The sequence below is a fragment of the Paenibacillus paludis genome (assembly GCF_042610515.1).
In the GTDB taxonomy this organism is placed as follows: domain Bacteria; phylum Bacillota; class Bacilli; order Paenibacillales; family Paenibacillaceae; genus Paenibacillus_AQ.
In genome coordinates this window covers 127897-150278 of sequence record NZ_JBGJZP010000017.1, presented here as the reverse complement: position 1 = coordinate 150278, position 22382 = coordinate 127897, and the positions used below count along the sequence as shown (strand labels likewise).

Below are 22382 nucleotides of genomic sequence, written 5' to 3'. Positions count from 1 at the left end.
ACTTGCGTGATTTCCATACTCACTCGTTGTTCAGTTTTCAAAGATCAAGCTCGTTGTCAGTGTCGATTATCTCGTCACCAGCAACTCTTATAATATATCACGTTTGATTTAGAAACGCAAGCTTTTTTTTGAAACAACTTTTCAGCCATTTCTTATTTACTTGGGTGCGCTCTAACAACGCTTACCTATAATACCCCACATCAATATAAAAAAGCAACCCCTTAAACAAAAAAAAGATAACCGGCTTAAATATTAAGCGGGTTATCTTAGGGTAATCATCATTCTACAGGATTAGTAGATCTTAGCTGCTGTATATTTGCTCGACGCTTTGGTGAAGCCTGATTCTTTGTTCTTACCCAATCCGGCGTCCACTGTCGTATCAATCGTTACCCATTTGCCGTTAAGCAATACTTCATTCCAGGCATGATATACAGATACATAACTCGTATTGCCCATTACCAGCTTTGTCGGAATTCCTTCACTGCGGAGCATGGTGGCGAACAAAGATGCATAATCGTAGCAAATCCCTTTCTTACTAGCGAGTGTGTTGTCGTTGTTCGGGATATAATCCTGCGTAACATTAGCCGCTAAGGTATAGTCGTACTTTACATTCGCCACGATGTAATTATAGATAGCTTGTACCTTTGCTTCATCAGTGGTCAGCCCTTGCGTAAGCTGCTTAGCTTTCAGTACTGCTTTATCGGAAGAATTCCATTTCACATTCTGTACGGAACTCAAATATACGGCGTTGGTGTTGCTCATGCTCAGGTCTACGGTTTCGGAAGAAAGCACTTTGTATTTGTTGCCGCTGGTGTTCTCTAGGACTGACACTTTATAAGCGCCATTCCCCTGCTGCAGTGGAAACGTTTCTGTAGCTTTGGAGGCATATAAGTTATAAGAGTAGCTCTTATTGTCTTTAGTAATCATGAGCTTGATACGTTTGTCCTTGGGAACATCATAGGAAACTTGGACAACCCCTTGGCTCAATTGCGATGTATTTAACCAGCCCGACTCTACGCTGGAAGCGTTAGCTGTGCTTACTTGAACTGAAGTAACCAGGACGAACAAGGTCAAGAACATATAATAGAACTTCTTCATGGATAAAACCCCTTTCGGTAGCTGGCTGCCATCCATACCCGGGAAGGCCCTTTAGCTTTGCGTCCCTACCTTTCGATAGGTTTGCCGTTATCGTTTAAGCTTTATCTGTTCCTACTACTATTGGAATATACTAGATTCATCTTAAGAACAAACAAAAAAAGCCTCTTCATTCGGTAGCTGGCTGCCATCCTTACAGGGAAGGCCCTTTAGCTTTGCGTCCCTACCTTTCGATAGGTTTGCCGTTATCGTGTTTAGCTTTTATAGTTATATAGTATCATATTAATGCCTAGTTACAAGACCTAAATCACTAGATTTCTACTTAATTCATTTAAATTTTTATAATTTTCGCATTTTATGATCTGTTCTCTTACTTCAAACCGCTTTAGCGTGGATAATCAGTCGATGGGTCGGATTTACCAAAGGATCACATGTAATGAGGGTAAGGATCTTATCTTGTTTATTCCCGTTCAGTACAGACACATCCGTAGGCTCAACAATCGAGATATCATAAACCTCGTATTTATACTCCTGATCGCTTGTCTTGACGGAAATGGTATCTCCGACCTTTACTTCGTTCAGTCTGTTGAATAATCTCCCTGTAGTCCTAGACCTGTGTGCAGCTATGGCAGCATTGCCTATTTCACCGATTGGAGCGGTTTCCTTCATATGGGCTGCGGCATGCTTCATGTTGGCTTTGGTCGCCCCTTCCAATATGGGCAATTTCAAATCGATTTTGTCGATTGTGATAATTCCGGTCACTTTGCCGCCGACCTCTATTTCCTGCTCTGCCGGTTCAGCAGCCTGCACTGGTTCATCCCCAGCTGATTCTTCTGCCAGCAGTGCAGTGACCTCGGCGTACTGTTTTTTCAGATCGGGCTCTGACGAAGGGGCCAGCTCACTATAAGCCTGTTCAGCCTCCTTCAGCAGCTTCTCTTGCTGCCGGTCGTTATACCATTCGCTCGCTTTTGGATACAGCATGACTAGAACTCCTGCAATTATGATCAAATAGGAAAACTTACGCATCAAATCCCCCCGATCTTTAAGATAAAGAAACTCCACGGCCCAACATCTGACTTAAAATACCCATTTACGGCTACCAAAGAAATTGATGATGACGGTGACGAACGTAACCAGCACTTTGGAAATCAGCACCTGAACTCCAAATTTGTCCGTTAGCAGATGCATCAGCAGCACTGATATCCCCAGTACAACCAGGTTCAGTATGATGAATCGGACTAATTGCATACGGTCAAAACTGTCCTTGTTAGCCTGACTCTTATCCTTAAAGGTCACCTTCTTGTTCCAAAAGAAACTGTTCGCTGTCCCTGCGCTATAAGAAATAATCTGTGCCGGGGTGTTCATCATACCCAGAGAATGCAGCAAGGTAAATACGGCGAAATCAATTAGCGTATTCAGTAAGCCTACAGCATTAAATTTTAAAAACTGGATAAATCCCGCATTCAGCTTCCTATCTGCCATAATCATTGTCCTCTTGCCGCTCCTCATGCTCCCCGCCCCGGTAACCCTTGGTCTCACGCACGATGTACAGCGGTCTATCCTTGGATTCATCATATATCCGTCCAATATATTCACCTATTACGCCAAGCAGCATCAGCACGATGCCGTTAAACAACAAATTCACACCGACGATGGAAGCCCAGCCCGGAACCGTCCATGAGGTAAAAAAGATTCTCTGGAACAATACAAAGAACAGATACACAAAGCTGGAGAAGGAGAGAAAGAAGCCTACATATGAGGCTATTTTCAGCGGCTTATGTGAAAATGAGGTGATGCCGTCAACCGCAAACCGGATCATTTTCTTCAGCGGGTATTTGGTTTCACCTGCAAAACGTTCCTCCCGCACATATTCCACCATCGTCTGCCGGAAGCCGACCCAGCTCACCAAACCTCTGACATAGCGGTTTTTCTCTTTGAGTCCACGCAGCACATCGCATACTTTACGGTCGATGAGCCGGAAGTCGCCTGTATCGGTGGGAATCTCCACACTGGTCATGCTGCTGAGCAGACGGTAAAAGAGCTTGGCGGTCACTTTCTTGAAAATAGTCTCCCCATGCCGTTTCAGCCGTTTGGCGTAAACTACCTCATAGCCCTCTTTCCACTTGGCAATCATCTGCAAAATGACCTCGGGCGGATCTTGAAGATCCGCGTCAATCACCACAACAGCCTGGCCTTGCGCATAGTCCATTCCGGCCGTAATCGCGACCTGATGACCGAAGTTACGGGAGAAGTCAATCAGCTTAACATGCTCGTCGCTGCTGCTGATTCCACTCATGATCTCAGCTGTGCGATCCCGGCTCCCGTCATTAACGAAGATCAGTTCATAGGTATCACCGCATTCGTCCATGACTTTCTTAAGCCGCTCATACGTATATTGAATAACTTCTTCCTCATTGTACATGGGGACAATTACACTGTATCTGGCTTTCACCTTTGTTCCTCCTAAAAGTTTTGTAGCACTACGCGCTCCCCTCCTAGAATACCCAGGAAGGGAACCAGCGCAGCACATCCGTCACATATTCTTTGTCAACCACCATTCCCGACAACACCGGATAGAACAGTACAAAAAGCAGCGCTGCGACAGCCACGTATGCATACCGGATGTACCTAGCTTCCCGATATTTGCTGTCCAGCAGCTTCATGATATATACAATAGCAAGAATCATGAACGGTACCATCGCAAAATAATGGTATAGGAACGTCTCACGCGGTACAAGCATCCAAGGGACATACTGCGAGAAAAAGCCGATCCAGATCATGTACATGCTTTTGTCTTTCCGTTTTATGGTAAGCCATACCGTAGCCAGCATCGCGAAGATCCCGGTCCACCAGATTAGCGGATTGCCTATGGTGACTATGCTGCTTACCTTGCCTTCCGGCAATCCTTCGCCGCCGCTGAAGAACCATACCGGCCGTTTCATAAACGGCCATTCCCACCAGGAGGAAGCAAACGGATGCGTGGCGACAAGCTGGCTGTGGTAGTTATACATATTCTTTTGCGCATCGATCAAGCCTTTTACAGTAAACCCTTCGGCTGTTACGGACAGCGCAGGGATAAAGGACAGGCTATAGATAACGGCAGGAATAACTACAAAGAAAACAACACAGCTGGCCAGCGTAACGATGGTGTTCTTCCAAAAGGAACTATCTGCCGTCCGGCAGGCGTCCTTGAGCTCCTGGTCACTTAATTTGCCTTCAGCCAGCACACGCCCAGCGGCCTTATGTTCCCTATAGCGTTCAAATAAGGCGAGCGCCAGCATAATGGCCAGCCCGGCTCCTCCATAGAGCACAATCCATTTGGAGGCGACGCCGATGCCGAAGAACAATCCGGACCAGAACAGCGGGACAAGTGTCCTGCGCAGCGGAACACGGTAGAAATTCATCGTGAAATACCGCTGCATGAAATAGAACATTAACATGATGAAGAATACGCCGTATACATCAATTGTAGAAATCCGTGTCTGCGTAAAATGCATGAAATCCAGTGCGAAGAGTCCTGCGGCAAGGGCGGCGTAAATGCTCTTTTTGAACAGGCGCAGCGCCATGATATAGATTAGCGGCAGCATAGCGATTCCGAACAATGTACCGATAATCCGCCAGCCGAACGGATTAACACCGAATACCTCCATGCCGATAGCAATCAGAAGCTTGCCGAGCGGCGGGTGGGTATTCTCATAAGGGACGATGCCATGCGTGTATTCATAAGCTGTCCGTGCATGGTAAATCTCATCAAAATAGGTGCTGTTCATGAAACCGGTATTTTCCGGTATGATTGACTGTTCGTCAAACAGGTTGGAGGGGACGCCTCTTTTTGGCGCTGCACCGGCATCCGGGGTGACACTTGTAACCGGAAGCGGAGTTTTCCCGCCCCCCTGCTCGTAGAAGGCCATTTCATTTAAGGTAAAGCCCGGTGAAGTCACCGTAAGCTTCACGTATCTTGCCGCAACGTTCAGCGGCTGGCTTTTCCAGATGAATACATTGCCGACATCCTCATTCACATCGAGCGGACTGCTCCAGGCATCCGGCGTCTGGCTGAATTCCAGTTTGAATTTACCGGTCCCGACACCTCCAAATACGTTGACACGCTCCAACTGGCGGCTCTGGCCCAGATCGACATAAAAGCTTTCGCCGCTGGCAGCCGGTTCCCATAAGGTTTCGGGAGCTTTTGATGAGCCCAGGTGGTAAAGAGCCAGGGCTGCGTAGACGGCAGTAATAGCCAGCATCCAGATCCAGTCTTTACGCTGCATTCTGAACCTGGATCTCTTACCCGGCTGCGGAAGCGGACGAAGCTCCTCGGCGAGTTTCATATCAGCTTCATACTTCTCCGCAGGGGCAGAAGGCAGCGGAAGCAGCTTCGTTTCGTTACGGATATACAACGAATACCCAATGTACAGCATATATAACAACAAAGCGAGATTGGCAATCGACGTAACCAGAACAATTCCGTCCGAAGGCGGATTATTTCCGGCGTTCAGATGGGCAAGCGTGTAGCCTACATTAATGTATTGCGTCAGCGAAAATCCGAGAAACAGCGTCAGAAAACGGCGGTCCCGGCTTTCAATATAAGCGAACAGCGAGAGAATCAGAACCGGATACATGTAACGCTCATGCATTTTGGTTCCGAGTACAAACATAATGACAATCAGCACCATGCCGATGAAGAAAGATTTGGACAGCTCCTTGCGGTCCCGCTTGAAGGAATAATACGCCGCCACGGCTACTGCTGCCAGGATGCAGACATAACCCCAGACCCGGTACGTAATCCCAAGCCATGTAAAATCGAGCGGGGACCACATCGGGTCAGTCAGTGCATAGAGATTAAACGCATTAACCGTAGAATACGGATAGGAAGACAGCGTGCTCTTATACAGATCAATAAGCGCGCCTAACCCGCCGTTATTCCAGAAGAATGGTGCCGCCAGCAAGGCAAAGATCCCAAGTCCGTAAAGAGCGCCCACCGCAAGCTGCTTCCAGGCCCGGTGATGATAGAAGGCAAACAGCAGGACTGGTGTGAAGATAAGTGCCTGCGGTTTGATCAGCGTGGCCAAGGCAAAAAATATCGCTGCACGCACAAAGGCTTTATCGGAGGCCCCGGCAATGCTAAGCAGCAAGAACACTAAAAAGAACGAATCTGCCTGTCCCCAGGCAGCAGAATCCATCAGCACCGCCGGATTAAACAGGAAGAGCAGCGTTAAGCCGATTGCCATGCCTGATCCGAGCTTTTTGCGGCCGCCTTTGTAAATCAAATACCCCAGCACCAGATCGGAAAGGATCGCCGGCAGTTTAAAGAGCAGCGTTTCCCCGCCTGAGCCATGCGCCAAGCCGAATAAACCGCGGATCGAGGCCAACAGGTACAATATATATAAATACCCTGGAGGATAGTCTGCAAAATAACCCTCCTCATAGAACTTGCCCGGACCCAAATCCACCATGCGCTGGCCCCAGGCTATAAAGGTATTCATGTCATTCTGATAGCCCTGCGCAGTCAGGCCAATCCAGACCCGCAGGATTAAAGCAGCTCCAACGATGAGATAAAGCCATCTTGTATAAATCACATCCGGCTGCTTCAGCAGTCTGTCGCTCCTGAAGGCTCTATTATATAGAAAAGCGAAGAACACACTGAATAACGCCGAGATCAGCAGCAGCTTGGCCGGTGATACCTTATGCGGAGTTTCCTCTGCCGGATTGTCACCTCCCTGGGCGGCGGCGCCGCTATCCAGCGAAATGACGCCAGCTCCCTCAGGGGCGGCATCCAGCTGTTCTACAGCCAAATCATCGAAATAAGCTTTGCCTTGAATCAAATTGGCATATCCGCCAAGGGCTGCACCTATGCCAAGTTCGGTCTGCTCTTTCCCGGTCTGACCGATAAACTCAAGATACTGCCAGTCTCCGGCAGTATCGGTTGTAGCGGGATACCCGCTGCCGATGCCGACCGGGAATATATTAGCCCCCAGCCCCTGGCCTGCGGCGCTTGCGATTTTGACAAACCCCGAGATCTTGTAATAGCTGTCTGGAGCAACGCTTATATTCTGCACCCATTTCAGATGATTCGGTTCAAGATTCTCAATGACTGCGGCTTTACTGCCGGAATGAACCTCCTCGGACTGAACCGACAATACGCCGGAGCCGTCTCCGGATATCCATGCATCCTTGGTCCAGCTGGAGGGTGCACCCTCCTCCCCATCTTCAAAGCCTGGATTCTGCAATAAGTTTCCTTCTGCATAGATGCTTGTTACCGGAAGCACAAACAATAACAGCATCAAAACAATGATAGCAGCCGCGCGTGTATTTTTGATCATCGTTCCAACCTCACCTCGTCAATGTTAATCCAGCCGTTCCCGCCGGTTATAAAAATCTCTGCCCGATCTCCCTGATTTAGAGCAACAGGCGGCAGTGTAATCTGATGGTATTCGTCTCCCTTGGTCAGCTCTGCTTCAGCCTGCACGATACCGTTCACCCGCAATCCGATCTTTCCACCCTCGCCGCCGGCACTGACCATGGCTGACAGCTTGTATTCCCCCGGCTCTGTTGGTGCTGTAAAAGCCTGCACGACACTTTTGTCACCACCGGCATCAAGATAGGCAAGATAAGTTCCGGCACCCGGGTTATTGCTGGCAACCCCCGTTCCCTCTGAAAAACTCCAGCCTGCAGCCCCCTCTTCAAAACCACCGTTTGAAAACTCCTTATCCGCTGTTGTGTCCAGGGGCGTTCCCCCGTCTGCATACTCTTTAACGAGAAGAACACTATAATTGGCAAAATGCTTGACCGTCCCCTCTCCTGCCACGGCGTCAGGGAGTGGGGTTCCGTTCCTGAAGAGATATGCCGAATTCCCAGTCACAACGTCCGGTTTGCCGAACCTGTATCTGCCAAAGGCAGATACCTGCTGAAACGCCGCTCCCGGATTGGCATAGACAACAGATTCCAGAAAATCATGCGGATTGATTCTTTCGTAAAACAGCACAAAGATATAAGGCATATTGATTTCATCCGTAATGTAGACGTCTTCTGTACTGTGTTCAGATGCATATTGTATCGCCTCACCCAGCGAATCATAAAACGCCGGACCGATACGCCCGGGGAAATCACGGAAGTATGCATTCGTGAATGACCCGAACAAAATGGTGAAAGCAAGAGCAGACAGGATGCCTGCAATTTTTAATTTTTGGTATAGCCATGTAAACCCTGCTGCAACCAGCAGGATCAACGGATAAAAGATAATGTTGATCCGGTTGATATTCACACTCGTGATAAAGGCCATGAGTACGGCAAGGGAGAGCCACAGCAGCACAACCGCATGCGGGATACCCTCGCGGCCGCGTGTCCGCAGCGCATGAATCATCACAAGAAGGCCAGCTATAGCAAAAGGCAAAGCGATCGGATAAGCATAGCCATACGGTGAGATTGAATTCCACGGCAGGCCGTCGCTTCCGCTGAGTAGTATTTTGCCAAAAGCACTAAAATTGTCTGCCGCGGTCTGCAGCAGCTGTCCGCTGAATACGGAAGAGACCTCTTCTACACGCGGCATAGTTAATTTGGGAATAGAAAAGAATGGAGTCGCTATCCCCTGCTGTTCATAGCGGTTGATAACTACAAATAAAAATATGGGAAGGGCCAGCAGGATAAATAGTGCGCAGTTCCACAATAATGTCCGTAATTTTAGCGCCCTACTATACAATAGAAGAAGTGCGGTGCCTAAGGCAAATAAAGGTACAAAAAAGTAGGCTGTTCCGTAAGCATAAAGCGACAGGGCAAGCATGATTGTAAAACCGTAAGTCCATTTGGCGCTGCGGAAGGATTTCAGTCCAAAATATACCGCAATACATACCAGGGTAGGCAGCAGGTTGGACTCCAGCGCCCATCTCGACATCATAATATGCCAAGGATTAATCGCGATAAAAAACATGGCGGCAAGACCGGCCACTTTCGATGGGAACAGCTGCCTCATAATTAAATAGAAAAATAGCATGCCCAGCAGCCCCATCACGATACTTACCGCCCGCACAGACAGTGGTGTCAGCCCGAACAGCAGGAGAAAAGGCAGCGATAAATAGGCATAAAGTGCATTTTGCCCGCTGCCCCAGGAAATGAGATGAATGGGCAGATGAACGCCGTTGCGGTCTATCCCATAATGCAGGATGGCATAAGCATCATAGCCTATGGATGCTTCATCCTGGTTAAGTCCCGGAGGGATACTCCCTATGTATATCACCCGCATGATGGCCCCCAGCAGGAAGATCAGCAATGGCCAAGGGTTGTTCTTCCAGGAGCTGTACGCTCTATTAACAATGCCGGACAACATTAATCACCTCTTCAACAATATAATCTAAATGCCGGTTGAAGAAAAGACCGGGACCGGTCGATGTCCCTGGCCGAAACCGCAAGATACAGGTACTTTGATTCTTGTTCTGCTACAGCAAAACGGCCCCTTCATCACTGAAGGAGCCGTAATATTCGGGTTTATATTAGAAGTAGACTTAGCCTTGGCTGCCGATCAACACGTAGCGCAGCACAATTAGAACGGCGAGCACCCACATCATCCAGTGGATATCGTATTTCTTCTTGCCGGCCAGATTGGCTACACAAGCCAGGATTACATAGGTAACAATCCCGAACGAAATGCCGTTGGCAATGTTGTAAGTGAATGGCATGATGACGAAAGTCAGGAAGGCTGGAATAGCATAAACCATATCCTGAAAGTCGATCTCGCGAATCGATTGTGCCATAAGCACACCGACCACAATCAATGCCGCTGCCGTAGCGGAACCAGGAATTAGCGCAACCACCGGAGCAAGGAACAGAGCAAGCAAGAAGCAAACACCGGTTGTTACGGCAGTCAGACCTGTCCGGCCGCCTTCAGCAACCCCGGCAGCACTTTCTACATAAGCAGTAGTGGTGGAAGTACCCAGCATCGCACCGCCGGCAACAGCAACTGCATCAACAAACATCGCATTGCCGACACGTCTCTTGCCATCTTCCTTGTCCTTCATAATTCCCGCACGTTCAGCAGTACCGACAAGCGTGCCAAAGGTATCAAACAATTCTACGAACGTAAAGGTGGCAATTGCGGAAACAATACCGGTGTGCATAATGCCTTCCCAGTCAAATTCCCAGAAATTCAGCTGTGTGAAATCAGGAACCCAAGGCGTCTGTGGATTGTTCAGCGAGCTGAAATCAACTGCACCCATGAGGATGGCGACAACAGTAGTTCCCAGAATTCCGAACAAAATCGCGCCGCGGACTTGCAGCACCATCAGAATGGAAATCAGCAGCAAGCCGATGATGACCAGCTGGACATTGGTATTTTCAAGGCTGCCCATATGAATAACAGTTTCGAAGGACAAAACATCAGTGAACTTGTTAGCAGCAATGTCGCTGCCGGCTTCAACGCCGATAGTCATAAGACCGCTGTTCTTCAAGCCGATAATGGTTATAAACATCCCGATCCCAACGGTAATGGCATGCTTCAGATTGTCAGGGATGGCTGTGAGCAACATTTGCCGCACCCTCGTTACCGTCAGCAGGATGAAGATGATACCGGAAATGAATACGGCAGTCAGACCCATCTGCCAGGTAAATTCATGTTCAGTTGTAGCCGAGGATAAAACCACGGATGCGAAATATGCATTAAGGCCCATACCAGGCGCCAGAGCTACCGGGAAATTAATGAAAAGTCCCATGGCAATTGTAAAAATACCAGCTGCCAGCGCTGTAGCCAGAAACACGGAATACCAGCCCATGTCAATCCGGCCAAAAGCCGTCAAAGTCCCGGGATTAACCGAGAGAATGTAAGCCATTGCCATGAATGTGGTCAGACCGGCCATAATCTCTGTGCGTACTGTGGTGCCGTTTTCTTTCAACTTGAAAAAGCGATTCAAATTGTTCTCCCCCTAAGATCTATGTGAGTATCTCGCGCGCAACAGAAAAGCCGGTATCTTGGTAGACACCGGCCCGAAAAAAGAGGATTCACCCGCCTGTCTTCAGCACAAAGGCCAAAGATTCCGGGAACTCGCTCTTCTTAATCGTAGCCAGGTCATTACGGTGACCTTGTAGAGACTTTCGGGCCGATTCCCGAAATTATACGAATATTTATGTTGCTCAACGCTTTATCATTTTAGGTGTACATCACATAAGTTGTCAATGGCAAATACGAACAATGCGCGTTATATTTTTAATATTGTTCGTAAATCAAACATTTTCATGACAAAATCTGCAGGAATGGTTAATCCGGAACCTCACTCATAGGATACGGGCGGTATTTCTCTATTTTCATTGCGAATTCCCGCAGTCTTGTAATACCTTCCTCACTGCAGGAGATGATGGAGCATCCGTTCTCCATTCAATCGTTAATGTGTGCGTGCAACTGCATGCTATCATTTTACCACCTGACACGAAATTCATTTTCTTACATTCAACAAAAAAAGCCGGAAGCACCCTGTTAAAATGGTGTTCCGGCTCTGGATATACTCTTATTCAGCTATTGCTATTCCCATTCAATCGTTGCAGGCGGTTTCGAGGTAATATCATAAACGATGCGGTTCACGTTATCCACTTCGTTGACGATACGTACGGAGATTTTCTCAAGAATATCCCACGGAATACGTGCCCAGTCAGCGGTCATACCGTCGATGGAAGTTACTGCACGGATGCCCACGGTGTAGGAATAAGTGCGCTCGTCTCCCATAACCCCGACACTTTTCATGTTAGGAAGTGCAGTGAAATACTGCCAAATTTCCTGGTCCAAACCGGCCTTGATGATTTCCTCGCGCAGGATGTAATCGGAGTCGCGGACAATCGTCAGCTTCTCTTCGGTCACTTCACCCAATACGCGGATAGCAAGTCCAGGACCCGGGAATGGCTGGCGCCAGACGATGGCACGCGGCATGCCCAGCTCTTCTCCCAGTTTACGGACCTCATCCTTGAACAGCGTGTTCAAAGGCTCGATCAGGCTGAACTTCATGTCTTCCGGCAATCCGCCGACATTGTGATGCGATTTGATAGTCTGTGCTGTTGCTGTTCCGCTCTCCACAATATCCGTGTACAGTGTACCTTGGGCGAGGAATGCGAAGTCACCCAGCTTGGCCGATTCTTCGTCAAAGCAATAGATAAACTCGTTGCCGATGATTTTACGTTTTTGTTCTGGATCGGATACACCGGCCAGCTTGCCCAGGAAACGCTCGCGGGCATCGATCTTCACGACATGAATATCGAATTTGCCGACGAATGTCTCCATTACACTCTCTGCTTCGCCTTTGCGCAGCAGGCCGTGGTCGATAAACATACAGGTCAATTGATCGCCGATAGCCCGGTGAATCAGCATAGCCACAACGGAGGAATCCACACCGCCGCTGAGTGCGCAAAGCACCTTCTTGTCCCCGACTTTGGCACGGATATCCTTGATGGCATCGTCAATGAACGATTCCATCGTCCATTTGCCCTCGCAGCCGCAGATCTCGTACAGGAAGTTCGAAATCATCTCATTGCCGTTCACGGAATGGCGAACCTCCGGATGGAACTGCACCGCGAAGAATTTGCGGGCAGCATTGCTCATTGCGGCAATCGGCGCACTCTCCGTACCGGCATCCAGCTTAAATCCGGATGGAAGCTCCACTACATGGTCGCCGTGGCTCATCCAGACCATCTGTTTGCTCTCCAGGCCTGCGGCAAGCACAGCACCCGCTTCGAAATCGACATCAGCTTTGCCGTATTCGCGTTTGGCTGCACGTTCCACCTTGCCGCCGAGCTGCTGAGCCATGAGCTGCATGCCGTAGCAAATACCGAAAATTGGCAGTCCCAAATCATAAATAGCCGGATCCAGATGTGGTGCGTCCTCAGCATACACACTGCTTGGTCCTCCGGAGAATACGATCCCCTTCGGCGAAAGTGCTTTGATCTTCTCAATTGGCGTATTGTACGGCAGAAGCTCGCTGTATACCCCTAAGTCCCGAATTCTGCGCGCGATAAGTTGGTTATACTGTCCCCCGAAATCGAGAACGACGATCATTTCATTTGGCTTGTTCATTACGTGCCTCCCTTGATTATTGGATTCATTATACTCATGGATAAATCTCATCGTCAAGGAAAGGAGGGCACGCATCTCTTATGCTTTTGGCGCAGTTCATCCGGCCGCTTGAACGATCTGAGGAGAGCGGAAAAGACTTATGGCATCTTTTGGTCAAGGTATCCGCTTCCATGCGGCCTGCAAGGATTTATTGGCCAGCCGGTGCCCGCCAGAAAGCCTCAGGTCAGGCGGAAAATGATGAGCAGGCAGCGGCTGATAAAGCCTGCGGCCTCCGCAGCGGCTGCATCCGGCGGCGGCTGCGCCGGGCCGGGGCGCGGCGTGGCACGCTGCGCCTGTGCCGTGCCGCTGTACGCCAGGGTTTCCCACTGGCGGACGAACACCCGGACGGCGGCGCGCAGCCCCGCGTCCTCTATATTCAGGGAGGCTGCGTACTCCCTGGCCGTCACACCGGGCAGCGGCGGGCCGTACCGCGCCGCCAGCCCGTGCCAGGCCAGAGCGGCGGCGCGCAGCTGCCGCTCGCGGCTCACACTGCCGGCGCGGCGCGCAGCCGGCAGCAAAGCCAGGCTGCGCCGCCAGCGCCAGGCGGCGGCAAGTACAATCGCCGCCACAGCAGCGGGCGGCGCGGGGTTCCCGCCCGCCAGCGGCAGGGCGGGCAGGATGTCCGCGCCGGCAGCTGCGGACGCGGGGGTTCCCTGCGGCGCAGATGCAGCCGCAGCGGGGGCCGCCGCCCGACCTGCGGCGGCGAGGGCAGCGCCGGGGGTGGGATCAAACGGGATCCAGCCGGCGCCGGGGAAATAGACCTCCACCCAGGCATGGGCATCGCCTTGGGTAACGGCATAACGCTGCGGCAGGGAACCGGCCTCCGGTGTCCCCGGTCCATAGCCCTGGACATAACGGGCCGGAATGCCGCTACTCCGCAGCAGCACCGTCATCGCCGTGGCGAAATGCACGCAGTAGCCCTGCTTCGTCGTGAAGATGAAATCATCGGCGAAGTCGGCGCCGGCTGGCGGGATCCTCGTCTGCAGGCTATAAGAGTAGCCGCTCTGCAAATAATCGCGTACAGCGAGAACGGCATCATAGCGGCTTACGGCAGAAGCTGTGAGCCGCTGTGCCAAGGCGGCGACCCGCTCCGGCATTGCCGCGGGAAGCTGCAAATAGCTATCGGCAATGGACTCTGGATCCTCGCTGCCCAGAGCGCGAAGCACAGCCGGATCACTCTCCGGCAGCAGAGAGCTCACTGTATACCCGGCAATCTTCGCAGAGCTTTCCGTCTCAGGCAGCCGGAAGCTGTTCTTCTCCCGGTTCGCCAGCACATAGCCTAGCCGGCTGCCGTCCGCCAGCCTCACCTGTTCCACGTTCACCACGGTTCCGGCGCTGAACAGCGGCAGGTTGCCGGAGGAAGGCTCGGCAAACTGGATTTCCTGTACCAATGTCCGGTCTTCGTCATTGGCGAATACCGGCAAGCTTTCGGCAGGCAAGCTCGTTAAACTAAGCGGTAGGTATGCCGTCCCTTCCCTGCTCCAGCGGCGGCCGTCATAATAAGCTGAGCTTTCTCCTCTCCAGTAAGCCGGGCGGCTGGATGTGACCGTAAATACGGCTTTCGTACTGGGGGATAGCGGTGCCCCAAGCTCACCTTTGCCCGAACCGTAACCTGTAGTTCCTGCCTCAAGCCGGATTTCATCCTCCGTCTGCCGCTGAACTTGTCCACTCGCCCATTCCTGTAATTGGTTAAACACCGGCTTCAGAGTAATAGGTACAGCCGGCTGCGTTCCATACAGCTGGCCGCCTATCCAGGATGCTGCCGTCAGCAGCATTGCCCCTGCGAGAGCACACCCTCCCCAGCGGGCATAGGGAAGACTGACCCGGCCGGTTCGCTCCTTCAGGCGCAGCAGCCCGCTCATGCCCTGCATCCACAGAATCAGTCCCGCAGAAACCAGCACTTCGCCGGTTGTCTTTACCCCAAATCCTATATCCAGCATCAGAAGATAACATACAGTCACAGCTGCGAACAGAGCCGTGCTTCCTCTGTACAGCGCCAGCTGCTGCACGGAAGAAACCAGCAAACCCCAGCCCAATACCAGAATCAACAGCCGGCTGTGTTCACTTAGCTTCGAAATCTGTCCCGTGAACAACAGGACGGCGTCCTCCGGAATTCCTGCAACATAAGGGCCAAATTGCGCTATTCCTTCACTGCTGGCGCAGGTGTATAGCCAAGTCAGAGCAATCAGAATAGACCGGATACTGAGCTGCAGCAATCCCGGGAGCCGAAAGCAGCCCCATAGCAGCAGTGCCGCAGCAGAGAACATCAGGATTCCGAGCAATTCCGCAGTAGAGGGCAAAGTTGTGGATCTGTGCAACGGAAGCAGCCATGCCATAAACATTCCCATAATGGCCAAAGAGAACAGCAAACGATAATGCAGGGGGATGTCCTCCCTGTTATCGGTATAACTGTTCTCAGCTTGTCCATCCACCGCCTGCGGTTTAACCGTCACTGCCGGTTTGCCGAACGGCCCCTCGTCCTTCCAGGCGCTGGAAGAATCAGCCGATATTCCGGCAGTCCCCCGATATCTACCGTTCTGTCCGTTTCCCCGGAGATTCATGGAAATCCGCCCCCTTGTACCCGTATGACAGAGAGGAATTCTCCAGACAGTAGATCCGCGCTCCAAGCCGCTCCAGACTGCCCCCTACCGTCCCGGTATTACGCTGTGTGCAATCCCGCGGCCATTCCTTCATCCCCGTTGATTGCTGCTGATTTACCGGAGCAGGCTGGTCCCACACATAATAAATCTCCACCTTCACGCCCTGTACCAGGAACCGGGCAAGCGTCCGCGCGGATTCCTCCTCCAGCCTTCCTGTGATCACCGTTACTGTCATCCCCGGGATCCAGCTCCGTGAAGCATCTTCCAGCAGGTCGCTCAGGCTTCGGGTACCGTCGGGAGCAATTTCTGTAAGCATATCCTGCACTCTGGCAGGAATTTTGCCGAGTCCCTCATGTCTGGCCATACCTTCCGGCCATCCGCCGCTGAACAGCTGCACATATGTGCCGGAGCGCTCCGCTGCAAGCATCAGGCCCATTGCTGCAGATACAGCTTTTTCGAATGCCGGAGTTGTTGTGCCACGCAGCCCGCGCGGAGTGAGTGCTCCGTAGGGAATCTCATAATTGTCCGGGCTGTTGGCAAGAACGATACAAGCCATCCGGCCCTGTTCACGCACCGGCACCCTGCTCTGCAGCGTTCCCTTACGGGCGCTGTTCTTCCAGTCAATCCGGCTAAGCGGATCACCCGGGGCATACTCACGGAGATCTGCCGCTTCACTGCCGCTGTCTCTTCCCCTGCCCATGAGCATCATATCCCCGGCCAGCAGGCCGCTCCCCGGCACAGCTGCCCCTACATAGAGCGGTCTGGGAAGCACTTTGAAGCTGTCCTTGAACTCCGGCTTGGTTCCGCCTGTGAACAGCCCTGGCAGATCTCCCCAGCTTATGCTGCAGCTCTGAAGCCGATGAGTTCCCCGGGGGACTTCCTGCAGCTCATAAGAATAGGTGAATTTGCGCCGGAACCCGGGAAACAGCAATTCCTGATGCCGCCGTCCGCCCCAGTAATCGGCAATGATCATCCACGGGAGTGGAATCCGTGAAGAGAAGCTAAGCTGCACTTCTACAGTCAGCGTATCTCCGGCTGCCGGACGCAAAGGGGATATACGGCGGACAATCTGCACTTTCCGTGGACCGCAGAGCTGCAGCAGGAGTCCGCCGAACATAAGAATTCCGGCTGCCGACAAGAGGAACAGCAGAGACGCACCTCCACGCCATGCATATAAAGCACCGATGACTGCCGTTATAGCCAGCATCCGCAGCCATTCACCTAAAGCACTTAAAGCACTGCGGTTTCGCGGGACAGGCCGGATCATGTCACCCGGGGAATCAGACTTCTGCTGCTGCATATTTTTTTCTTGCTCTATTAATGATGAAGAGGACAAGGGGAAACCCTTCCTTCGGCATAGACTAGCTCCGCCCTGCTGCCGCGATCAACGAGGAAGTACTTTCGGAGCCTATTACTGTCTATTCTTCCCACGAAAAAGAGTGCCCAAACCCTTGGAGGTTACTTTGGTCCCGTTCTTGAACGGCATGCCGAAGGGCTGCCTAAGTTGTTCTAACTCTGCGCTCCTCTGCCGTCGCGCGGGCCTCCTGCGGCAAATGCCCCGCTGTTGTGAGCAATTCCCGCAGGGATATCCAGAGAGAGGAACCGATCATTTGCACCTCTGCCCCTCTTGTTTCCAAACTTCCGTCAGGCAAAGCAAGTTTTAGCTGCTTCTGTAATGCATCCACTGTCAGGTTCCGCCCGTTCCAGGCAATCAGTCCGCTGCGGCTGGCGCTATCCCAGCTAACCCGCCCGCCCAGCCGTTCAATGACCGCGCGCAGGGGAACCATGTATTGCCCTTGGCTGATTCTGTATTCTCCCGGATCCAGTTTGGTCTCCAGACTGCCCACCTCCAGGACCAGCGGCTTGCCGGGGGCAAATAATCCGGCATTCGGCACAATGTTAGAATGAATCCAATCCTGTGGAGGTTTCGAGCGGTTGGCGCCTGCCATAGTTGCAGATACTCTGAAGTGTACAGGCTGCTGACTTGCATCCAGCTGACCAAAGTTATATCCGGCAGCCTTATAACGCTCAATAATCTTGGGCAGTGCTTTGGCACTCTCTTCATGTCCCGCACCGTCATGCAGCAGCAGGATGACTTGGGAGGAAGACATGTCCGCCACCGATCCCTGCAGGATTTCCGACGCCGGCACACCCCTGCGTCTGGAATCTCCGCTGTCCACTGTCCAGTCCATTACCGAGTAGCCCGCCTGCTTCAGCAGGTCGAAATAGGTTGCATCAAAATGGCCGAAGGTGCCTCCCGGCGCACGGACAAGCTGCGGACGGACCCCGGTAATCTCTCTGACAATCTCTTCCGTTTGCTTGATTTGCGTCCAAAATTCTGTGAATCCGCTATATAAATCATGATAATTATGATTATAGGTATGATTGCCGATGACATGCCCCTGCTCCCAAATCGCATTAATCAGCTCGGGGCGGCTCCGGGCCTGCTCTCCCAGCACGAAGAAGGTCGCCTTCACCTCCTGCTGGCGCAGTATTTCCAGCACCTTGGCAGTGACTTTGCTGGGCCCGTCGTCAAACGTAAGATAGACTGTCTTCTGTGTTTTCTTTGGGGCTGCCGCCACCACAGCTGCTGCGGGTGCATCCTTGGATTTGACTAACGCTGATATAGCTGCCGAATCTTCTGGATTCTGGAGATTTTGGGTCGATGTTATTGCCGTGGAGACAACCGGTGCAGGTGAGGCAGAGCCGCCTGAATTCACGGGCGGGGCAGGCAAATCTTGCGTCTGAGCAGCCGGAAGATTATTCTTAGAGAGTACAGGATCAATTATCCCAGCCTGTAGAGGATACATTTTCGACGATGCCGAAGACTGTCCAGTTTCCCAATCAGGCTTTACCAATAATATAATTGCCATAGCAAGCAGCCCGCGGATAAGGATCCGGCGGATCTGGGTACTTTTGCTATCTTTCATCTTCTCTACCTCCAGCATTCTATTCACTTCCAGAACCATTTGGTAGATTGTATGAAGACAAGCTTCAAAATAGAATTAGGCATGCGGCCCTTGGAGAGTGACAATATTATGGAAATGTTGAGATGGATACAGGAATTGTTCGCCAATTACGGATACAGTGTGCTCTTCTTCGGATTGCTGCTGGAATTTATTGCGCTGCCCTTTCCCGGGGAAACAACAATGGCTTTTGCAGGCTTTCTTTCCTACACCGGCAAGCTTGATTTCATGACACTGATAGTACTGGCTTTTGCAGGAACAACAAGCGGGATGACCATTACTTATTTCGTCGGGCTCAAGGCAGGGATGCCGTTTATCCAGCGCTACGGCAAATGGTTTCTCTTTTCACCGGCCAAGCTGGAGAAAACGCAGCGCTGGTTCGAGCGGTACGGCAGCTTTCTGATCTCAATCGGCTATTTCATTCCCGGCGTCCGGCATTTCACCGGCTATTTCGCCGGTATTATCGCTTTGCCTTTCCGCAAGTTTGCCCTGTATGCCTATGGAGGAGCGCTGCTCTGGGTACTGGCTTTTCTGGGCATAGGCAAATTGTTCGGGCCGCAGTGGATGGGCATCTTCCACCTGTTTGAGCTGTATGCCCTATGGATCGTCTCCGGAATCCTGGCTATCGCAGCCCTGATCTTTCTTTACCGCTACCGCCGGGGCATTTCCGCCCGCCTGCTGCGGCGCAAGGTCAAAGGTTAAATCTTAAGCATAATGCAAAAAACATAGAGAGTTTCCGGGGACGCCACGCAACCTGAAACATTAAAAAAGCAGCCGTTTGACGCATAATTCGAAGAACCCTTCGAAGAGCATCGACAGCTGCTTTTCTTATGCAACTCGAGATGAACTTACTGACTTTAAATACGGGACAGACTCTTCCGTTTGCTGCGAACCAGGTAATATCCTCCCAGCAGCAGCGCAATTCCGGCAAAACCGGCACCTCCGGCAAACCCTAATTGCCTGGGTTCCACGTAGTCAAGCAACCAGCCTGCGCTTAGCATCGATACCCCAATCAGTGAACCGCCCGCCGCCGATAGCATTCCGAAAATAACCGGCTGCATGGAAGACGGCGTCTCTCTCATCACCAGCGTGTCCAGACAGGCATTGCCAACTCCACCCGATAAAGACAGCAGAATATACAGGAGAAATGCGGCCGCAAAATGGCTGCTGGCACTGATCCCCATCAGCAGTAAGCCTTCCGCCAGCAATCCTGCCAGTGCCACCACGAGCAGCCTCTTCTTCAGCAGACGGCCGGCAAAAAAACTGAGGCTAAGCCCGATGCCAAGTGCCGCATAAAATGCCCCGACTCCGACATCCCCGGCATGAAACACCTGCACGGCATACACACTGATCAGTACATTGTCCCAGCCGTTGATAACCGGCACTAGCAGCTCATAAGCAATAATAACCTGCAGCACCAGACTTCCCCCTGCCACGTATTTAAGCGTCCGCAGGCGCCCTGCTTTGCCTTGCTGCAGTTCGCTCTGTCCTGCGGAATCATCATGTTTTGTTCCCGCTTCAGTTTCCCCGGCATGATGCGGAAACTGCAAACCCCATAGCAATAAAGCTGCAACCAGAAAAGATGCGGCGTTCATGACGAATGCCGTCTCCGGCCCGAACCAAAGGGACACCAGCCCTCCCGTAAAGGCCCCTAGAATGAGCACAGAGCCATTCATCAGCTGTTCCAGGCCATTAATGCGGAGCAATGAATCCGGAGCAGCCAGGAGCGGGATAGAAGACTTGCGGACCGGACTGTAAACCGCCTCTCCCGCTGCGAGTATAAAACTGCCCGCATACAGCAGCCACAGCCGGTCCTCCCCATTGATCCAAAGAAAGGACAAGGCTACAGGCACTCGCATAATATCAACGGCCATCATAATCGTTTTGCGCGGCAGCCTGCCTGCCAGCATCCCGCCGAGCGGAGCCATAAAAAGATAGGGCAGCACCCTTACACCAAGCGATATGCCTACCGCCATTCCCGATCCGGTCAGTTGAAGCACCAGCGCCAGCATGGCCACACTGCTGAACCGGTCGCCTATTCCATTGATTAATCCGGCTGCGAACAGCCTGGAATACCCCTGCCCGCGCAGAACAGATAATCCATTTCCGGTTTGTGTCATTTCATGAACCCTCACAATCTAAATTAAATAAATATCTAATTAGATATTAATCGAATAATATATTTATGACAATGTATTATTTTCTTTCTTTGGCCAAGATTATAGAATGAGGGTTGACTGCAACTCTCCGGGAAAGAAGGGACTCATCTTTTGAAAATAGATCGTTTGCTCTCCATAGTAATCCTGTTGATGAACCGCCCGCTCATTCAGGCCAAGGAGCTGGCCGACATGTTCGAGGTCTCCGCCCGCACCATCTACCGCGATATCGACAGCATTAACAATGCTGGCATCCCTGTCGTAACCTATCAGGGTGCAAACGGCGGAATTGGTCTCATGGAGGGATACCGCCTGGACCGCAATCTGCTGACGGAGCGTGAGCTGGCCGATATTTTCACCGCTTTGCAAAGCGTCTCTTCCTATGTCGGAGGAGAACACACACTGCTGATGGAAAAAATCAGCAGTGTAATCCCCCCTGCCCAATCCGCCGCCTTCCGCAGCAAAACAACCCAGTTGATCGTCGATTTCTCTCCTTGGGGGCTGAATGGCCCCCTGGAAGAACGGCTGACTCTGCTCAAGGAAGCGCTGGAAGAAGGAGTCGCTGTCGCCTTCGAATATGTAAACGCCGACGGCAGGATGAGCAAGCGCTCTGTGGAACCTTACACGCTGGTGCTCAAAGGGCAAGCCTGGTATTTGTACGGCCTGTGTGCAAAGCACGGAGAGTTCCGCTTATTCAAGCTGCTGCGTATGAAAGCGCTGGTAAAGGAAGACCGGGTGTATGTCCGGCAGGATATCCCCCTGAAGGATTTCCCCTGGACTAAAGGGTGGATGCGGCCCGCTGACTCACTGCCAGTGGTACTGCATTTCTCAGCGGCAGGCAAACATCTCGCCGAAGATTATTTTGATTCGACTGAACTTCAGCCGGACGGCAACGGCGGGTACACCGTTAGGGTTCATTATCCGGAGGATAACTGGCTTTACGGTTTTTTGCTGGGGTTCGGAACCTCGGTTGAGGTGCTGGAGCCGGAGCATATCCGCGTCCGGATGGGAGAACTTGCCGCAGGCATCGCAGCAAAATACAAATAATTCGCAAACGCTAGCAACGCTCCAACAAACCTGACTGAATGCTGTCTAGTTTGTTGGTTTATACTGGACTGGAATGCGGGCGGTACTCGTCCCGCGAAATCTAAGGGAGTGTGTTGATATGAATATAGAAGAGACTTCGCCCCATCAACATGAGGCCGTATTCTGCCAGAGCTGCGGAATGCCAATGCCTGAAGCGGAGCTGCTGGGCAGCGAGCAGGATGGCACTAAGAATGAGGATTATTGTATCTACTGTTACGAAGCCGGAGAATTCAAGCAGCCTGACATAACGCTGCAGGGTATGACCGATCTCTGCACCGGATTCATGGTAGAGGAAGGCATGGATGAGGCTGCCGCGCACAAGCTGCTCGCCGAGACGCTTCCTTCACTGAAACGCTGGAAGACGGCTGCCGCGGTGGAGTAAGCGGGTTCTTCTTCATAA

Annotated in this window: 15 protein-coding genes and 3 riboswitches; of the genes, 3 read left to right on the top strand and 12 right to left on the bottom strand. The window is 51.7% G+C overall.

The window, feature by feature from the left end:
• Window positions 1-291: 291 nt before the first annotated feature.
• The 11 genes from ACAN56_RS26370 to ACAN56_RS26320 all read right to left on the bottom strand — a co-directional run bounded on the left by ACAN56_RS26370 (window position 292) and on the right by ACAN56_RS26320 (window position 18704).
• Window positions 292-1098 (bottom strand): transglutaminase-like domain-containing protein, encoded by an 807-nt coding sequence (locus ACAN56_RS26370; protein ID WP_340894981.1) that lies wholly within the window; start codon window positions 1096-1098, stop codon window positions 292-294.
• Between the two features lie 13 nt (window positions 1099-1111).
• Window positions 1112-1194, bottom strand: a riboswitch (cyclic di-GMP riboswitch).
• 73 nt (window positions 1195-1267) lie between these two features.
• Window positions 1268-1349: riboswitch (cyclic di-GMP riboswitch) on the bottom strand.
• A gap of 121 nt (window positions 1350-1470) precedes the next feature.
• A complete protein-coding gene (locus ACAN56_RS26365) occupies window positions 1471-2076 on the bottom strand; it encodes a class D sortase (protein ID WP_231578372.1) in 606 nt (201 codons plus the stop codon).
• A 96-nt stretch (window positions 2077-2172) separates the two neighbouring features.
• Window positions 2173-2577 carry a GtrA family protein gene (locus ACAN56_RS26360; protein ID WP_340894984.1) on the bottom strand — a complete coding sequence of 135 codons (405 nt, stop codon included), beginning with the start codon at window positions 2575-2577 and terminating at the stop codon, window positions 2173-2175.
• Window positions 2567-3547: a glycosyltransferase family 2 protein gene (locus ACAN56_RS26355; protein ID WP_038585635.1), complete on the bottom strand. Its 981-nt coding sequence runs from the start codon at window positions 3545-3547 to the stop codon at window positions 2567-2569. Before ACAN56_RS26355 ends, ACAN56_RS26360 begins: the two co-directional genes overlap by 11 nt.
• Window positions 3548-3590: 43 nt before the next feature.
• Complete coding sequence (locus ACAN56_RS26350; protein WP_379146525.1) at window positions 3591-7415, bottom strand: glycosyltransferase family 39 protein; 3825 nt, start codon at window positions 7413-7415, stop codon at window positions 3591-3593.
• Window positions 7412-9415: a glycosyltransferase family 39 protein gene (locus ACAN56_RS26345; RefSeq protein ID WP_379146524.1), complete on the bottom strand. Its 2004-nt coding sequence runs from the start codon at window positions 9413-9415 to the stop codon at window positions 7412-7414. Before ACAN56_RS26345 ends, ACAN56_RS26350 begins: the two co-directional genes overlap by 4 nt.
• Window positions 9416-9590: 175 nt before the next feature.
• Window positions 9591-10991, bottom strand: a complete 1401-nt coding sequence (locus tag ACAN56_RS26340) for an NCS2 family permease (protein ID WP_038585630.1) — start codon at window positions 10989-10991, stop codon at window positions 9591-9593.
• Between the two features lie 127 nt (window positions 10992-11118).
• Window positions 11119-11218: riboswitch (purine riboswitch) on the bottom strand.
• A 378-nt stretch (window positions 11219-11596) separates the two neighbouring features.
• A complete protein-coding gene (guaA, locus tag ACAN56_RS26335) occupies window positions 11597-13135 on the bottom strand; it encodes a glutamine-hydrolyzing GMP synthase (RefSeq protein ID WP_038585625.1) in 1539 nt (512 codons plus the stop codon).
• 218 nt (window positions 13136-13353) lie between these two features.
• Window positions 13354-15735 carry a DUF4129 domain-containing transglutaminase family protein gene (locus ACAN56_RS26330; RefSeq protein ID WP_379146521.1) on the bottom strand — a complete coding sequence of 794 codons (2382 nt, stop codon included), beginning with the start codon at window positions 15733-15735 and terminating at the stop codon, window positions 13354-13356.
• Entirely contained in the window at window positions 15704-17110 is a 1407-nt protein-coding gene (locus ACAN56_RS26325; protein WP_379146519.1) for a DUF58 domain-containing protein, read from the bottom strand. Before ACAN56_RS26325 ends, ACAN56_RS26330 begins: the two co-directional genes overlap by 32 nt.
• 163 nt (window positions 17111-17273) lie before the next feature.
• Entirely contained in the window at window positions 17274-18704 is a 1431-nt protein-coding gene (locus ACAN56_RS26320) for a polysaccharide deacetylase family protein (RefSeq protein WP_379146517.1), read from the bottom strand.
• Window positions 18705-18812: 108 nt separating this feature from the next.
• Here ACAN56_RS26320 and ACAN56_RS26315 point away from each other — a divergent pair, with 108 nt between their 5' ends.
• Window positions 18813-19442, top strand: coding sequence for a DedA family protein (locus tag ACAN56_RS26315; protein ID WP_038585622.1), 630 nt, complete (start codon window positions 18813-18815; stop codon window positions 19440-19442).
• A 155-nt stretch (window positions 19443-19597) separates the two neighbouring features.
• Here ACAN56_RS26315 and ACAN56_RS26310 read toward each other — a convergent pair whose 3' ends face one another.
• Window positions 19598-20860, bottom strand: coding sequence for an MFS transporter (locus tag ACAN56_RS26310; RefSeq protein WP_379146513.1), 1263 nt, complete (start codon window positions 20858-20860; stop codon window positions 19598-19600).
• A 150-nt stretch (window positions 20861-21010) separates the two neighbouring features.
• On the opposite strand from ACAN56_RS26310, the gene ACAN56_RS26305 reads away from it, so the two are divergent.
• Window positions 21011-21943, top strand: a complete 933-nt coding sequence (locus ACAN56_RS26305) for a helix-turn-helix transcriptional regulator (protein WP_038585614.1) — start codon at window positions 21011-21013, stop codon at window positions 21941-21943.
• 118 nt (window positions 21944-22061) lie between these two features.
• On the top strand, window positions 22062-22364 hold the full coding sequence (locus ACAN56_RS26300) for a zinc ribbon domain-containing protein (protein WP_379146510.1): 303 nt from the start codon (window positions 22062-22064) through the stop codon (window positions 22362-22364).
• Window positions 22365-22382: the final 18 nt, after the last annotated feature.

Bases quoted from the DNA above. Each gene is read 5' to 3' on its own strand.
- ACAN56_RS26345 (WP_379146524.1), bottom strand. From the start codon at position 9,415: ATGTTGTCCGGCATTGTTAATAGAGCGTACAGCTCCTGGAAGAACAAC.
- ACAN56_RS26300 (WP_379146510.1), top strand. From the start codon at position 22,062: ATGAATATAGAAGAGACTTCGCCCCATCAACATGAGGCCGTATTCTGC.
- ACAN56_RS26315 (WP_038585622.1), top strand. From the start codon at position 18,813: ATGGAAATGTTGAGATGGATACAGGAATTGTTCGCCAATTACGGATAC.
- guaA (WP_038585625.1), bottom strand. From the start codon at position 13,135: ATGAACAAGCCAAATGAAATGATCGTCGTTCTCGATTTCGGGGGACAG.
- ACAN56_RS26310 (WP_379146513.1), bottom strand. From the start codon at position 20,860: ATGACACAAACCGGAAATGGATTATCTGTTCTGCGCGGGCAGGGGTAT.
- ACAN56_RS26360 (WP_340894984.1), bottom strand. From the start codon at position 2,577: ATGGCAGATAGGAAGCTGAATGCGGGATTTATCCAGTTTTTAAAATTT.
- ACAN56_RS26370 (WP_340894981.1), bottom strand. From the start codon at position 1,098: ATGAAGAAGTTCTATTATATGTTCTTGACCTTGTTCGTCCTGGTTACT.
- ACAN56_RS26365 (WP_231578372.1), bottom strand. From the start codon at position 2,076: ATGCTGTATCCAAAAGCGAGCGAATGGTATAACGACCGGCAGCAAGAG.
- ACAN56_RS26350 (WP_379146525.1), bottom strand. From the start codon at position 7,415: ATGATCAAAAATACACGCGCGGCTGCTATCATTGTTTTGATGCTGTTA.
- ACAN56_RS26320 (WP_379146517.1), bottom strand. From the start codon at position 18,704: ATGAAAGATAGCAAAAGTACCCAGATCCGCCGGATCCTTATCCGCGGG.
- ACAN56_RS26330 (WP_379146521.1), bottom strand. From the start codon at position 15,735: ATGAATCTCCGGGGAAACGGACAGAACGGTAGATATCGGGGGACTGCC.